General features: G+C 67.5%; 13 protein-coding genes. 8 read left to right on the forward strand and 5 right to left on the reverse strand.

Annotation, left to right across the window (positions count from 1 at the left end):
* The first annotated feature begins 252 nt into the window (after positions 1-252).
* Positions 253-852: a DUF4126 domain-containing protein gene (locus tag ACFWO8_RS05700; protein ID WP_378944075.1), complete on the forward strand. Its 600-nt coding sequence runs from the start codon at positions 253-255 to the stop codon at positions 850-852.
* Between the two features lie 77 nt (positions 853-929).
* Here the strand turns inward: ACFWO8_RS05700 and ACFWO8_RS05705 are convergent, their stop codons facing one another.
* Positions 930-1,940 carry an LLM class flavin-dependent oxidoreductase gene (locus tag ACFWO8_RS05705; protein WP_378944080.1) on the reverse strand — a complete coding sequence of 337 codons (1,011 nt, stop codon included), beginning with the start codon at positions 1,938-1,940 and terminating at the stop codon, positions 930-932.
* Between the two features lie 111 nt (positions 1,941-2,051).
* Between ACFWO8_RS05705 and ACFWO8_RS05710 the strand changes: the two genes are divergently transcribed.
* From ACFWO8_RS05710 to ACFWO8_RS05725, 4 genes are all read left to right on the forward strand, one after another.
* A complete protein-coding gene (locus ACFWO8_RS05710; protein WP_378944085.1) occupies positions 2,052-2,528 on the forward strand; it encodes a MarR family winged helix-turn-helix transcriptional regulator in 477 nt (158 codons plus the stop codon).
* A gap of 72 nt (positions 2,529-2,600) precedes the next feature.
* Positions 2,601-4,031 carry an MFS transporter gene (locus tag ACFWO8_RS05715; protein ID WP_378944089.1) on the forward strand — a complete coding sequence of 477 codons (1,431 nt, stop codon included), beginning with the start codon at positions 2,601-2,603 and terminating at the stop codon, positions 4,029-4,031.
* A gap of 83 nt (positions 4,032-4,114) precedes the next feature.
* Positions 4,115-5,191 (forward strand): class 1 fructose-bisphosphatase, encoded by a 1,077-nt coding sequence (locus ACFWO8_RS05720; RefSeq protein ID WP_378944093.1) that lies wholly within the window; start codon positions 4,115-4,117, stop codon positions 5,189-5,191.
* An 11-nt stretch (positions 5,192-5,202) separates the two neighbouring features.
* A complete protein-coding gene (locus ACFWO8_RS05725; protein WP_378944096.1) occupies positions 5,203-6,078 on the forward strand; it encodes a phosphoribulokinase in 876 nt (291 codons plus the stop codon).
* Between the two features lie 17 nt (positions 6,079-6,095).
* On the opposite strand, the gene ACFWO8_RS05730 is transcribed toward ACFWO8_RS05725, so the two are convergent.
* A complete protein-coding gene (locus ACFWO8_RS05730) occupies positions 6,096-6,785 on the reverse strand; it encodes an HAD-IA family hydrolase (protein WP_378944099.1) in 690 nt (229 codons plus the stop codon).
* Positions 6,782-8,881 carry a transketolase gene (gene tkt / locus ACFWO8_RS05735; protein ID WP_378944104.1) on the reverse strand — a complete coding sequence of 700 codons (2,100 nt, stop codon included), beginning with the start codon at positions 8,879-8,881 and terminating at the stop codon, positions 6,782-6,784. Before tkt ends, ACFWO8_RS05730 begins: the two co-directional genes overlap by 4 nt.
* A gap of 105 nt (positions 8,882-8,986) precedes the next feature.
* On the opposite strand from tkt, the gene ACFWO8_RS05740 reads away from it, so the two are divergent.
* Positions 8,987-9,655, forward strand: coding sequence for a response regulator (locus tag ACFWO8_RS05740; protein WP_378944107.1), 669 nt, complete (start codon positions 8,987-8,989; stop codon positions 9,653-9,655).
* Positions 9,652-10,824: a GAF domain-containing sensor histidine kinase gene (locus ACFWO8_RS05745; RefSeq protein WP_378944110.1), complete on the forward strand. Its 1,173-nt coding sequence runs from the start codon at positions 9,652-9,654 to the stop codon at positions 10,822-10,824. The genes ACFWO8_RS05740 and ACFWO8_RS05745 overlap by 4 nt, the downstream gene beginning before the upstream one ends.
* A 100-nt stretch (positions 10,825-10,924) precedes the next feature.
* Here ACFWO8_RS05745 and ACFWO8_RS05750 read toward each other — a convergent pair whose 3' ends face one another.
* Together ACFWO8_RS05750 and ACFWO8_RS05755 are read right to left on the reverse strand one after the other, a co-directional pair.
* Positions 10,925-11,920, reverse strand: coding sequence for a class I fructose-bisphosphate aldolase (locus ACFWO8_RS05750; RefSeq protein WP_378944113.1), 996 nt, complete (start codon positions 11,918-11,920; stop codon positions 10,925-10,927).
* Between the two features lie 35 nt (positions 11,921-11,955).
* Positions 11,956-12,867: a LysR family transcriptional regulator gene (locus ACFWO8_RS05755; RefSeq protein ID WP_378944118.1), complete on the reverse strand. Its 912-nt coding sequence runs from the start codon at positions 12,865-12,867 to the stop codon at positions 11,956-11,958.
* 106 nt (positions 12,868-12,973) lie between these two features.
* On the opposite strand from ACFWO8_RS05755, the gene ACFWO8_RS05760 reads away from it, so the two are divergent.
* Complete coding sequence (locus ACFWO8_RS05760; RefSeq protein ID WP_378944121.1) at positions 12,974-14,437, forward strand: form I ribulose bisphosphate carboxylase large subunit; 1,464 nt, start codon at positions 12,974-12,976, stop codon at positions 14,435-14,437.
* Positions 14,438-14,444 lie beyond the last annotated feature (7 nt).

The following is a 14,444-nucleotide window of genomic DNA, read 5'->3' on the forward strand; positions in this document are numbered from 1 at the left end:
CGGGTGCGTCGTGGGTGTTCGCGTTTGGTCGCGGCCTAACCCCCCCGACTTGGCCCAACCATACACGCCGGCGCGCGGGGCCCAATCAACCCGCCCCGCCGCGCGGCGACTGCCATCCACCTGGCACCGATGAGCCTGACGGCCGGTAACTCCGAACTATCGGCGGCGGACCACCGCCGACTGACTGACCGGCCATCGACGTGTGGTGCGGAGTTCCCGGGCGGTGTCGGTGTGCGGGCTTAGGCTGAGCGAGTGTCGGTGCTACCTCTGATCTTCACCGCGGGCTGGGCCAGCGGGATCAACGCGTACGCGGTGGTGTTTCTGCTCGGGTTGTTCGGTCGGATCGGCTGGGCCGGTGACGTGCCGCCGGGGCTGCAACGCACCGATGTACTCGTCGCCGCCGGTGTGTTGTTCCTGATCGAAGCGGTCGCGGACAAGATCCCGTACCTGGACTCGTTCTGGGACGCGGTGCACACGGTGGTGCGACCTGCCTCCGGCGCGATCGTCTCGGCTCTGATTGCGGGCCAGGATGATTCACTGCCGACGATGTTCGCCGCGGCGGTGGGTGGAACAACCGCGTTGCTCAGCCACATCGTCAAGGCGGGCACGCGGATGGCGATCAATACCTCGCCGGAACCGGTCACCAATATTGCGATGAGCACCGCCGAAGACGCCACTGTCGGCGGTGTCATCACCCTGGCGGTGTTCTTCCCGGTGCTGGCGGCGGTGATCGCCGCGGTCCTCTTGGCGATCGGCCTGTGGGTGGTCTACCTGTGCGCCAGCCGAATCCGCCGCTATCTCCGACGACGGCGAGAACGCCGCGCGACCGGCGTCGACTCAGCGCTCGAATAGAACTCCGCCTGCCGAGAATCCGGTGAGTGGGTCGAAGAACCGGGCCCGGCCCCGATCGCCATTCGCCGGATCCGACCTCATCGCACCTGCGGTGCGACCTTCGTCCCCAGCAGGTCGATGCTGTGCAGCACCTGCTCCGGCGGCAGCGTCCCCACGCTGGTGTGCAGCATGAATCGGTCGAGGCCGAGGGTGTCGCGGACCTCGGCGATCTTGCCCGCCACGTAGTCGGGGGTGCCGACGAACAGCGAACCATCCTGCGAGCGCAGGGCGTCGAACTGTGCGTGCGTCATCGGACCCCAGCCACGTTCCCGGCCGATGGTCGACATCGCCAGGGCGTACGGCTCGTAGAACTCGGCAACGGCCTGCGCGTCGGTATCGGCGATATAGCCGTGCGCGTGCACCGCCACCGGCTGCTTCTCGTGACCGCCCTCGGCGAGCGCCCGGTGATACAGCTCGACCAGCGGTTTGAACCGCGCGGGCTCACCGCCGATGATCGCGATGGCGAGCGGCAACCCGAGCAGCCCGGCACGGATCACTGATTCAGGACTGCCGCCGACCGCGATCCACACCGGCAGCGGGCGATCGTCGGTGCGCGGATACACCGTCGCGTCGTGCAGCGGCGCCCGGAATCGGCCCGTCCAAGTAACCGGACCTTCCTCGCGCACACGCAGCAGCAGTGCCAGTTTCTCCTCGAACAGCGCGTCGTAATCGGCGAGGTCGTATCCGAACAGCGGGAAAGACTCCGTGAACGACCCGCGCCCCGCCATCAACTCTGCCCGCCCGTTCGACAACCCGTCCAGCGTCGCGAAGTCCTGGTACACCCGTACCGGATCGTCGGAGCTGAGTACTGTCACCGCGCTGGTCAACTGGATGCGCTCGGTCCTGGCGGCGGCGGCGGCGAGTACGACAGCGGGGGAGGACGCGGCGAAATCCTGGCGATGATGTTCGCCGACGCCGTACACATCGAGCCCGGCAGCCTCGGTCGCGACGGCCTCGTCGACCACCTGACGCAGCCGCTCGGCGGCGGTCGGCGCAGGCCGGTCGCCGGTGGGGTACAGCTCGGCGAAGGTGGTGAGCCCCAGTTCCATGTGAACCTCTCTTCGGGATGCGATCCTCTTCTAAACGGACCGCAGTCCGATAACATTCCCCCGGTTTATGGATGGATGCGGATTATCTATGACAAAACTATAGTGAGCGGTATGACCGCCCTGGCGCCGACGCGCACCGAACCCGATCTGTCCTTCCTGCTCGATCGCACCAGCCATGTTCTGCGCACGCAGATGGCCGCGGCGCTGGCCGAGATCGGGCTGACGGCCCGCATGCACTGCGTGCTGGTCCACGCACTGGAGGCCGAACGCACGCAGGCCCAGCTCGCCGAGCTCGGTGACATGGACAAGACGACCATGGTGGTCACCGTCGACGCGCTGGAAAAGGCAGGTCTGGCCGAACGTAAACCGTCGAGCACCGACCGCCGTGCTCGCATCATCTCCGTGACGCCCGCGGGTGCGGAGCTCGCCGCGCGCAGTACCGAAATCGTCGACGGCGTCCATCAGCACGCACTCGGTTCGCTGCCGAAGGCGGAGCGGGAATCTCTTGTACAGGCACTGAATCACCTGGTGGAGGGGTATTTGTCGACGGTGGTCGAAGCGGCGCCCGCGCGTCGCGCCAGGCAATAGTCCGTAATAGATTGTCTAGTACGGAACTATCTAGTACGGTCTCTCTTGTTCGCTTCTAGCAGGAGATGACCCATGACCAAGTCCCAGCGCACTGCCCTCGCGGTGCTGTCGGCCGCGATGCTGATGACCATCCTCGACGGCAGCATCGTCACCGTCGCCATGCCGGCGATCCAAGAAGATCTCGGCTTCTCGCCCGCCGGTCTGAGCTGGACCGTGAACGCCTACCTGATCGCTTTCGGCGGTCTGCTCCTGCTGGCCGGACGCCTCGGTGACCTGATCGGCCGCAAGACGATGTTCGTCACGGGCAATATCGTCTTCACCGCCGCCTCGGTGCTGGCAGGCGTGGCGAGCACCCCCGCGGTGCTGGTCGCGGCCCGATTCCTGCAGGGTGTCGGCAGCGCGATCGCCGCTTCGGTGGTGCTCGGCATCCTGGTGACGATCTTCACCGAACCACGTCAACGGGCCACGGCTATCGGTGTTTTCAGCTTCACCGGTGCTGCGGGCGCCTCCATCGGGCAGGTGCTCGGCGGCGTCCTCACCGACGCGTTGAACTGGCACTGGATCTTCCTGATCAACGTGCCGATCGGCGTGCTCACCGTGCTCGTCGCGAGCAAGGCGCTGCCCGCCGACCGTGGACTCGGCTGGTCCGCCGGTGCCGATGTGCTGGGTGCCGCCCTGGTCACCGCCGGTCTGATGCTGGGCATCTACACCGTCGTCGAGGTCGAACGCTACGGCTGGGTCTCGGCGCACACCCTCGGCCTCGGCGCGCTGGCCGCCGCCCTGCTCGCCGCCTTCGTCATCCGTCAGGCCACCGCGGCCAACCCACTGTTGCCGCTGCGAATCTTCCGTTCCCGCACGGTCTCCGGCGCCAATGTGGTCCAGATGCTCACCCTGGCGGCCATGTTCGCCTTCCAGATCATCGTCGCGCTCTACCTGCAGAAAGTGTTGGGCTACAACGCATTGCAGACCGGCCTTGCCATGCTGCCCGCCGCCGTCGCCATCGGCGGGGTGTCACTGTTCGCCTCGGCCCGCCTGATCACCCGTTTCGGTGAGCGGACCGTGCTCATCGCCGGTCTCGCCCTGCTGCTGGGCGGGATGTCGTGGCTGATGCGCCTGCCCGTCGACGCCGAGTACCTCACCGACGTGCTGCCGGTGATGGTGGCCATCTCCGGTGGCGGGCTGGTGCTGCCCGCACTCACCGCGCTGGGCATGTCGGGCGCCGAAGCCGACGACGCGGGTCTGGCCTCGGGGCTGTTCAACACCACCCAGCAGGTCGGCATGGCGATCGGCGTCGCGGTGCTTTCCACCCTCGCCGCCGCGCGGACCGGTACCGAACTGGTGGCCGGTGCCTCCGATCCCGTTGCCCTGACCAGCGGTTATCGGCTGGCGTTCACCGTCGCGGCCGGACTGCTCGCCGTGGCCCTTGTCGTCAGCGCCACCGTGCTGCGCAAGCAGCACACGTCCCAGGCAGCACCGGCCGCGCAGGCGGTCCCCGCCCTCTGACGCGACGAATCGCCGGGAACTACCCCTGCGATTCACCCCCCGGGTGGATGTCCGCCCGGGGGGTTCGGTGGTGTTCTCGAAGGATGCTGACCGATCGCACGACGTTGACCAAATTCCTCATCGAAGAGCGCCGCCGCCATCCCGGTTCCAGCGGTGAACTCAATTCCCTGATCCTCGACGTCGCGCTGGCCTGCAAGGCGATCTCCCAGCGCATCGCCTCCGGTGCGCTCACCGGCGTCCTCGGTGGCGCCGGCGTGGTGAACGTGCAGGGCGAGCAGCAGCAGAAGCTCGATGTGGTCGCCAACGACCTCTTCCTCCGTGCCAACGAATGGGGTGGTCAACTGGCCGGCATGGTGTCGGAGGAACTCGATGACCCCTACCCGATCCCGCCGGACTACCCGCGCGGCAAATACCTCCTGGCCTTCGATCCCCTCGACGGCTCGTCCAATATCGACGTGAATGTCGCGGTGGGCAGCATCTTCTCGATCCTGCGCGCACCGAACCCCGGCGTACACGCGACGACGGCGGACTTCCTCCAGCCCGGCACCGAGCAGGTCGCCGCAGGCTATGCGATCTACGGCCCCGCGACGCAACTCGTGCTCACCGTCGGCACCGGTGTGCATGCCTTCACCCTCGATCCCGAGCTCGGCGAGTTCTTCCTCACCGGACAGAACCTGCGACTGCCGGAGTCCACGTCGGAGTACGCGGTCAACAGTTCCAACCGCCGCTTCTGGGAACCTGCCGTGCGCCGCTACATCGATGAATGCCTGGCGGGCGCGACGGGCCCGCGCGAGAAGGACTTCAACATGCGCTGGGTGGCGTCGCTGGTGGTCGAAACCCACCGCATCCTCACCCGCGGCGGCGTGTTCCTCTATCCGCGCGACTCGAAGGACCCGGCCAAAGCGGGCCGGTTGCGCCTGCTCTACGAGGCCAATCCCATTGCTCTTCTGATCGAGCAGGCAGGCGGTCTCGCCTCGACCGGCCGTGACCGGATCCTCGAGGTGACTCCCACCGAGCTGCACCAGCGGATCGCGTTCATTTTCGGTTCCCGCGACGAGGTTGCCCGCATCGTGAGTTACCACGCCGAAGCGGCTGAGGAGCCCGACGGCCCGTGGAATCCGCTGTTCGGTCTGCGCGGTCTCTACCGTTCCACCACCTGAGGAGGAGATTCATGTCCGCCAAGCACCCCGTTGTCGCCATCACCGGATCGTCCGGTGCCGGAACAACTTCGGTGATGCGCACGTTCGATCAGATCTTCCGCAGGGAAGGCATCGATGCCGCGTACGTCGAGGGTGACAGTTTCCACAAGTTCGACCGTGCCGGTATGAAGGAGGAGCTGGCACGCGCGCTGTCGAACGGCGACCACACCTTCAGTCACTTCGGGCCCGAAGCGAACCTTTTCGAAGAGCTCGAGAAACTGTTCCGTGGCTACGGCGAGACCGGTACGGGCCGAGTGCGAAAGTACCTGCACGACAAGGAAGAAGCCTCGCCACACGATCAGGATCCCGGCACGTTCACGCCCTGGGAGGACCTCCGTTCCGGCACCGACCTGCTGTTCTACGAAGGCCTGCACGGCGCGGTGGCCAACGACCGGGTCGATGTGGCGCAGTACGCGGATCTGCTCATCGGGGTGGTGCCGGTGATCAACCTCGAGTGGACCCAGAAGTTGCACCGGGACAAGGACAAACGCGGCTACTCCACCGAGGCGGTGACCGAGACGATCCTGCGCCGCATGCACGACTACGTGAACTTCATGTGCCCGCAGTTCTCCCGCACCCACGTGAACTTCCAGCGGGTGCCCGTGGTGGATACATCGAATCCGTTTGTGGCCCGGACGATTCCGACGCCGGACGAATCGATGCTGGTGATCCGATTCGCCGACCCGCACGGCATCGACTTCCCGTACCTGCTGTCGATGCTGCACGATTCGTTCATGTCCCGCCCGAACACGATCGTGTGTCCGGGCGGGAAGATGGACTTGGCCATGCAGCTGATCTTCACGCCGATGTTGTTGCGGCTCATGGAACGTCGCGGCCGCACACGCTGATCGATGCGACGACCACGTCACGCGAGGTGGTCGTCGAACCAGGCCACCAGCTCCGGATCGTCGAGCCCATCGGCGACGAGCACCGCCGCCGAGAGGTCGTCGGTGCGCGTGTAGGCGTTCTGCGCGGCCACGCACCGCAGCCCGGCGGCCACCGCGGACCGCACGCCGTTCGCTGAATCCTCCACGGCCACTACTCGATCGGCGGGCAAGCCCGTCTGGATCAGCACGTCCAGGTACACCGCGGGGCTCGGTTTCAGCACGGGCACTTCGGTTCCGGTGGTCACGGTGTCGAAGGGCTCGCCGAAAGCGTGCTTCAGCAGGGGCTCGACCCACGCACGGGTGCCGGTGGTCGCCACATGCAACCGAACGCCACGCGACCGGAGCCGTTCGATCAGTTCCAGCGCCCCGGGACGGGGAAGGATGTGCCCGTCCGAGGCCATCTGCCGCATGATGCGGGTCTTGTTGCGGTGCAGCCTCTGTGCGAGTTCGCGTGCTGGCTCGGCGGGCATGGCGTGCTGTTCGAACCAGAACGCCAGCCGCTGCGCGCCACCGGCGACCTTCAGTAACCGCCCGTATTCCTTGACGTCCCAGCGGTCGGGGAGCCCTGCCTCGGCGAATGCCGTGTTGAAGGCCACCCGATGGCCGTCTCGTTCGCTGTCGACGAGGGTGCCGTCGACATCGAAGATCACCGCGTGCAATGGAGTCATGGTGCGCCGTCGAGGTATTCGCGGATCCGGTCGAGCACGGCCCGCACGGTGAACCCGTGGTGGGCCATGACCTCGCCGCCCGGGCCGCTGTGCCCGAACTCGTCGATGCCGATCGCCAGGTCGACCAGTCCCGCCCAGCCAGCGGTACTTCCTGCTTCGATGCTGACGGTGTGCGCCGACGGGTCCGCGGTGAAGCGCGAACGATCCAGTGCCGATACCACCCGCACGTCGTGACCTTCGGCCCGCAGCTGATCGGCCACCGCCGCCGCCAGCGCGACTTCCGAACCGGTAGCCACGATTTCGAGCACGCGTGCGGTGGCAGACGATGATTCGCGCGCCGTCGCTCCGACAGCGGTGGGGCAGGCTGCCGCACCCTCGGCCAGAGTGGTTCGGGCGCCGTCGGCACCCGCCTCGGCGTCCAGCTGGGGGAGCGACTGCCGGGAGAGAATCAGTGCGGTCGGCCCATCGACGCGGGTCAGCGCGAGTTCCCAGGCGAGAGCGGTCTCCACATCGTTGGCCGGCCGCAACACCTGAACGCCGGGAATCACCCGCAGCGACTCGACGTGCTCGACCGGCTGATGCGTCGGCCCGTCCTCGCCGACCGCGATCGAATCATGGGTCAGCACATAGATCACCGGCTGCCCCATCAACGCCGACAACCGCAGCGCGGGCCGCAGATAGTCGGCGAACACCAGGAAGGTACTGCCGAAAACCCGGAACCCACCGTGCAGGCTCATGCCGTTCAGAATGGCCGCCATCCCGAACTCGCGAACGCCGAAAGCGATAGCACTGCAGGTGAAGTCGTCCCGACTCACCACATCGCCACATACCGTGCCTGTCGACCCGGCGAGGTCGGCCGACCCGCCGACCAATTCCGGCATCGTCGACAGAGCCGCGTTCAAACAGGCCTGTGAGGACTGCCGGGTGGCCCGGGGTGCCTGCGCGGCAACGGCTTCCAGTGCGGCAGACAATTCGGCAGGCAGCAGTCGTGCACGGGCACGCCGGAACTCAGCGGCACGCTCGGGCGCGACCGCGTCGAACGCCGCGAATTCCTCGAGCCAGATCGCGTGTTCCTCGCTACCGATCGCGGCGAGCACGGCACACGCCGTGCCGACCTGCGCCGGCACCGCGAACGGCGGAAGCGTCCATCCTGCGAGCTCTTTGGCCTGCGCAAGCCGTTGCGCACCCAGCGGGGAGCCATGCGCCTTCGAGGTGCCGGCGACACCGGGCGCACCATGTCCGATCACCGTGCGCACCGCGAGAAAACTCGGCCGAGGATCGCTCTTCGCCCGGGTGATTGCGGCGTCGATCGCCTCGATGTCGGTCCCGTCGGCCACCACCTCGGTGTGCCACCCGTAGGCCGCGAACCGTGCCACCTGATCGTCGCTGCACGAACGCCCGACGGCTCCGTCGATGGTGATCTCGTTGTCGTCCCAGAGCACAATCAACCCGCCGAGCCCCACATGCCCTGCGAACGAGGCGACTTCGTGACTGACACCCTCCATCAAACATCCGTCGCCGACGATCGCGTACGTGCGATGCCCGGTGATCTCCGGATACCGGGCAGCGGTCATCCGCTCGGCGAGGGCCATCCCCACCGCCATCGCCAGCCCCTGACCCAACGGTCCGGTGGTGCACTCCACGCCCGGCGTGTCACCGAACTCGGGATGACCCGGCGTGCGCGACCCCCACTGCCGGAACCGCCGCAACTCCTCGACGGGCAGGTCGTACCCGAACAGGTGCAACAGCCCGTACAACAGCGCCGAGCCGTGCCCGGCCGAGAGCACGAACCGGTCCCGATCAGCCCACTCGGGGTCGGCCGGATCATGGCGCAGGTGCCGGCTCCACAGCGTCCACGCCATCGGTGCCGCCCCCATCGGCATGCCGGGATGGCCCGACTGCGCGGCCTCCACCATGTCGGCCGCGAGGAACCGCAGGGTGTCGACGGCGAGCAGGTCGGTCTCCACCGACGACACGTTGGTCGGGTGCGCGAGGTCGGTCAGTTGGGTGCCGCTCGCGGCATCGGCGGGCACTATGAGCGGGCGGCGAACTGAGGACTCCGGCATGGCGCGGCCTTTCTGATCGGGTCCGTTCATCGGACCGCATCAGCGCCCCCGCCGCACTCCCCCTCGGGGGTGGGGACCCGGGTGAGATCTCGTCAATGCCCGTAACCCGGGTGCTGCCCGCCGTAGGGTGGAGGGATGCCGGAGTTACCTCCGACCCCGTTGAGGCTTGCGCTCGTCGACGATCACGAGATGGTGCTGCACGGGCTCGACGCCATGCTCGGTCACTTTCCCGACGAGGTCGTCATAGTCGGCCAGTCCACCACCGACACCGCCGCGCTGCGGATGGTGGCGCAACATCGGCCCGATATCGTCCTGTGCGACGTGCGGATCGGCAAGGCCAGCGGCCTCGACCTGTGCCGTCAGATCACCCTGCAGTACCCCGAAACCAAGGTCGTGCTGCTCACCGTCTACGACGACGAGCACTACCTGTATCAGGCGTTGCGGGTGGGGGCGTCGGGCTACATTCTCAAGCGGGTCGACGGGCGCGAACTCGTTGCCCAGCTGCGCCGGGTCCGCGAGGGCGAGACGGTGGTCGACGCCGCACTGGCCGGGCGGGTGGCGCTGGCCGCGGCCCGGCTCAGCGCGGGCCAGTTCTGGTCCGGCGCGCACCTCGGACTGACCCAGCGTGAATCAGAAGTGTTGGGGCTGTTGGTATCCGGTCATTCCAATCGGGCGGTCGCGAGCAAGCTGGTGGTCAGTGAGGACACCGTGAAAACCCATATTCGCGGTCTGTATCGCAAGCTCGGGGTGTCCGATCGCAGCGGGGCAATCGCAGTCGCGTTGCGCGAGGGGCTGTTTCGGTGAGCAACGTGGGCGGCGCGGTCCCCACGGCGGCAGAACTCGCCCCACACCTCGGCGCCGAAGGCGTGCTGCTCTACGCCGTCGACGGCCAGGATCTGAGCATCGTCGATCTGTGGCCCCCGCATCCCTCGGCGAGTTCCTTGCGACTACAGGTCGGTTTCGGGGTGACCGGGTCGGTGGCCCGCACCGGCAAACCGGTGCTGCTCGACAACGACTCGCCACGTAATGCCCTGCACCGCAGACTCTTACATCTGGATCCGCACCAGACGGTGGCGCGGATGTGCCTGCCGTTGCCGGGGCTGGAAGGTGAGGTGGTCGGCGTGCTGGCCGCGCACCGCGGGCCACGGAACCCGTTCGGGCAGCACGACCTCGATGACGCGCGACAGCACGCCGCCGTGCTCGGCCTGTGGCTGCACGCGCGGCGACTGTTCCGCACCGTCAACCGGCAGCGCACCGAGCGGGATCGCTTGGTCGAGCAGGCGATCACCGCCCAGGAAGCCGAACGCCGACGCATCGCCTTCGATCTGCACGACGGTGTCACCACCGCCCTGGCCTCGATGTCGTTCCACCTGTCCGCCGCCGACCTCACCGTCTCCGAACTCCGCGCCCACGTCGACATCACCGACGAGGCCAGCCTGCGCGACCTCGCCAGGGCCCGCGCCGAGCTCGTCAGCGCCCGCGAGCTGGCCGATTTCGCCTACAACGAGACCAGAGCGGCGATCTCGGGCCTGCACAGCCTCGTCCTCGACGACCTCGGCCTGGTCGCCGCGATCGAATCGTTGGTGCGCACGGTGAGCGGCGACGGGCCGCCGGCGATCGAGTTCCTCGTCGACCACGCCGCCGCCATCGACGACATCCCCGACCACGCCGCGGCCACCCTGTACCGAATCGCGCAGGAATCCCTCAATAACGCCGTGAAACACGCTGGGGCACAGCGGATCGTGCTGTCGCTGCGCCGGGTCGGCGACTCGGTCATCCTCGGATGTTCCGATGACGGTGAGGGTTTCGACCCGGCGCAGCGGCGCGCCGACCGCGCCGCCGACTCCGACGGCGAACAGCACTTCGGCCTGACCTCGATCGCCGAGCGCTGCGCCATCATCGAAGCTTCGCTGCGCGTGGAGTCGATGCGGGGACGCGGAACCACCTTGCTGGTCGACCTACCGTTGAGATAGCCGCTGTCCGACCGACGAACGCAGCAGCGGTGCCCGAGGGGTGGCGCCGCTGCTGCGCGTTGCCGCCGCGCTCACCGAGGCGCTGCCGAACGCATCACACCTACGTGGCGGGCTCGGTGGCATCGGCGGCGTTGCGGCAGTTTTCGAGCAGAACCTGTTGTGCTACGGCAACTTCGGAATCTGATCCACCCCAAGTGTGCAGGGCCGCGCTCACGAGCGCACGTCCGAAGGAGAATGTCACAGGCCACGCCCGCTCGTCGATGGTGACCAGCTCGCTCAGGAATTCACACACCCGGGCCGTCGGATGCCCACCGGACAGGAACGCGATCCCTGCCACCTCGGCGGGCACCAGGTCACGCAGTACCGCGAAGGTGGCGGCAGCGACCTCGGCAGGCGGCGTGGCCGCGGCAGCCAGGCCGGCAGTGACGAAGTTCGGCTTGAGCACGATGCCGGTGAGATCCACTCCGGCATCGACGAGTTCGGTGAACAGCGCGCTCAGGGCGAGCCGAGTCGCCCGCGCCGAGGCCGCCGAATCGTGGTCACCGGTGCACAGCACCTCGGGCTCGACGATCGGGACGATGCCGTGCTGCTGACACAGTGCCGCGTAGCGGGCCAGCGCGTGCCCGTTGGCGTCGGCGGAGTAGGGGGTGATCGTGCGCACGTCGAACACCGCCCGCCACTTGGCGAACGCGGCACCGCGATCGGCATAGGAGGCCAGCCGCGCGCCGAGGCCGTCGAGCCCTTCGGTGATCAGCGCACCGCCCTGGCCGGGCAGTGCGGTGGTGCCGGTGTCGACCTTGATGCCGGGCAGGATGCCGAGTTCGCGCGCCGCGATCGGGAACGGGCGCCCGTCGGCGAGATCCTGGCCGAATGTCTCGTCGCACAGGATGATTCCACTGATCCACGCCGACAGGCCGTCTGCGGTGAGCAGCAGTTCGCGATAGTCGCGACGGGTGGTCGCGCTCGCGGGCACCCCTTCCTGTGCCAGCCGCGATGACATGGTTTTGATCGACTCGTCGGCGGCGAGAATGCCGCGGCCGCCGCTGGTCAGCTGCTGGGCGACGTCGGCGAGGGCGGTGGCGGGGAGTGTCGTCATGACGAACAGCATGCGAGCACCCGCGCCCGCCGTCCTCACCCCTTCGGGCGAGACCGGGTGTGAAATGCGGCCGCGCCCACCCGCTCCGGATCGCACAGGTGGGCCACGAACAACCGGGTCGCCGAGGTGGGTTCCTGGGTCGTGCAGACGTGCCACGGCCGGTCGAGAGGGGTGCCCGGCACGGCGTAGGAGACCAGTTCCCCCGAGGCGAGTTGTTCGCGTGCCGCTTCCTCGTGCACCAGCGTGACCCCGAGCCCTTCCCGTGCGGCGGCCACGGCGGCGCCCGAGGTGCCGAGGGTGAGCAGCGGCGGCGCGGCCTGCAACCGGCTCAGCAACGACAGCGCGGTATCGCGGGTGCCGGAGCCGATTCCGGTGAGCAGCCAGGGCGTGGTGAGCGGGTCTTCGACGAGTCCGGGCCGTCCGACCAGCAGCAGTCGATTCGAACGCCGGGCGGCGGTGACCAGCCCGGACCCGCGCGGAGGTCGCCCGGCCAGGGCGATATCGAAGACGTGGTCGGCGGCGCGGGCGAACAGCTCGCCGCGCGTCAGTACCGACAGTGACAGTTCGACATGCGGATGGGCTTGGGCGAATGTGGCCATCAGCACCGGGAGCACATATTCACTGGCCGTCGCGACCGCGCCGATGCGCACCCGTCCACGGTCGGCATCGTGCACCGCCCCGGCCGCTTCGGCGAGTAACCCGAGCAATTTGCGCACATATCCGGCGAAGATCTCGCCCGAATCCGTCGCCACGATGCCACGGCCGGACTTCCCGAACAGCCTGGTGCCCAACGCGTCTTCCAGTGCGGCGATCGCGGCCGACACCGCGGGTGGCGTCACGTGCAGCGTCTCGGCCGCGGCCCGCACGCTGCCGGTCTCGTACACGGCGAGGAAGGTGCGCAGCCGACCCCAGGTGGCGGCGGCGGGCAGGTCGGGACTGGCGAACATCGTTCAATGATGCCTGAACTGTGCGCAGTAAAGATTCCATTGTCGTTGAACAGTCCGCGCCCACACACTGAGAGTGCTTCATAGGCGTGACCCGGAAGGAACGGCGATGACGACGATCGACAACGACGGCGCGGCGACCAAAGAGCGTTGGGATCCGGGCGTACAGAGTTACGCCGGAATGGGTTACTGGAACCCCGATTACGTCCCCAAGGACACCGATGTCCTCGCCGTTTTCCGGGTCACCCCACAGGACGGCGTCGACCCCATCGAGGCCGCGGCCGCCGTCGCGGGCGAATCGTCCACCGCCACCTGGACGGTCGTGTGGACCGACCGCCTCACCGCGAACAGCCATTACCAGGCCAAGGCGTACCAGGTCGACGAAGTTCCCGGCAGGCCAGGCGAGTACTTCGCCTACATCGCCTACGACATCGACCTTTTCGAGGAGGGCTCCATCGCGAACCTGACCTCCTCGATCATCGGCAACGTCTTCGGATTCAAGCCCCTCAAGGCACTGCGCCTGGAAGACATGCGCATCCCCGTCGCCTACACCAAGACCTTCCAGGGCCCCGCTCACGGCATCGTCATGGAACGGGAAATGCTCAACAAGTACGGTCGCCCGCTGCTCGGCGCCACCATCAAGCCCAAGCTCGGCCTGTCGGCCCGCAACTACGGGCGCGTGGTCTACGAGGCCTGTCGCGGCGGCCTCGACTTCACCAAGGACGACGAGAACATCAACTCCCAGCCCTTCATGCGCTGGCGTGACCGCTTCCTCTACGCGATGGAGGGGGTGAACCGGGCGATGGCCGAAACCGGCGAGATCAAGGGCCATTACCTCAACGTCACCGCGGGCACGATGGAGGAGATGTACCGCCGGGCGAACTTCGCCAAAGAGATCGGCAGCGTGGTGGTGATGATCGACCTCACCATCGGTTACACCGCCATCCAGTCGATGGCGCACTGGGCCCGCGAGAACGGCATGCTGCTGCACCTGCACCGCGCCGGGCACTCGACCTACACGCGGCAGAAGACGCACGGCGTGAGCTTCCGGGTGATCGGGAAGTGGTGCAGGTTGATGGGTGTCGACCACGTCCACGCGGGCACCGTCGTCGGCAAGCTGGAGGGTGACCCGGCTACCACTCGCGGTTTCTATGATTCGTTGCGTGAGAACACTGTTCCGAGGAATCTGGGCAACGGCATCTTCTTCGACCAGGACTGGATCTCGATGCCCGGCGTGATGCCGGTGGCCTCCGGCGGCATCCACGCCGGCCAGATGCACCAGCTGCTCGATCTTTTCGGCGATGACGTGATCCTGCAGTTCGGTGGCGGCACCATCGGTCACCCGTACGGCATCGCCGCGGGCGCCGAAGCCAATCGGGTGGCGCTCGAGGCAGTTGTCAAGGCGCGCAACGAAGGTCGCGATCTGCTGATCGAAGGGCCTGACGTACTGCGCAGGGCGGCCAAGCACTGCACACCACTGGAAGCGGCCCTGAACACCTGGGGCGACGTCACTTTCGACTACACCAGCACCGACGCGCCCGATGTGGTGGCGACGCCGGTGCCCTCGATCTGACCAGGAG

The sequence above is a fragment of the Nocardia sp. NPDC058480 genome, from assembly GCF_042720495.1.
Classification (GTDB): domain Bacteria; phylum Actinomycetota; class Actinomycetes; order Mycobacteriales; family Mycobacteriaceae; genus Nocardia.

Bases quoted from the DNA above. Each gene is read 5' to 3' on its own strand.
- ACFWO8_RS05725 (WP_378944096.1), top strand. From the start codon at position 5,203: ATGTCCGCCAAGCACCCCGTTGTCGCCATCACCGGATCGTCCGGTGCC.
- ACFWO8_RS05750 (WP_378944113.1), bottom strand. From the start codon at position 11,920: ATGACGACACTCCCCGCCACCGCCCTCGCCGACGTCGCCCAGCAGCTG.
- ACFWO8_RS05730 (WP_378944099.1), bottom strand. From the start codon at position 6,785: ATGACTCCATTGCACGCGGTGATCTTCGATGTCGACGGCACCCTCGTC.
- tkt (WP_378944104.1), bottom strand. From the start codon at position 8,881: ATGAACGGACCCGATCAGAAAGGCCGCGCCATGCCGGAGTCCTCAGTT.
- ACFWO8_RS05715 (WP_378944089.1), top strand. From the start codon at position 2,601: ATGACCAAGTCCCAGCGCACTGCCCTCGCGGTGCTGTCGGCCGCGATG.
- ACFWO8_RS05720 (WP_378944093.1), top strand. From the start codon at position 4,115: ATGCTGACCGATCGCACGACGTTGACCAAATTCCTCATCGAAGAGCGC.
- ACFWO8_RS05760 (WP_378944121.1), top strand. From the start codon at position 12,974: ATGACGACGATCGACAACGACGGCGCGGCGACCAAAGAGCGTTGGGAT.
- ACFWO8_RS05755 (WP_378944118.1), bottom strand. From the start codon at position 12,867: ATGTTCGCCAGTCCCGACCTGCCCGCCGCCGCCACCTGGGGTCGGCTG.
- ACFWO8_RS05705 (WP_378944080.1), bottom strand. From the start codon at position 1,940: ATGGAACTGGGGCTCACCACCTTCGCCGAGCTGTACCCCACCGGCGAC.
- ACFWO8_RS05740 (WP_378944107.1), top strand. From the start codon at position 8,987: ATGCCGGAGTTACCTCCGACCCCGTTGAGGCTTGCGCTCGTCGACGAT.
- ACFWO8_RS05710 (WP_378944085.1), top strand. From the start codon at position 2,052: ATGACCGCCCTGGCGCCGACGCGCACCGAACCCGATCTGTCCTTCCTG.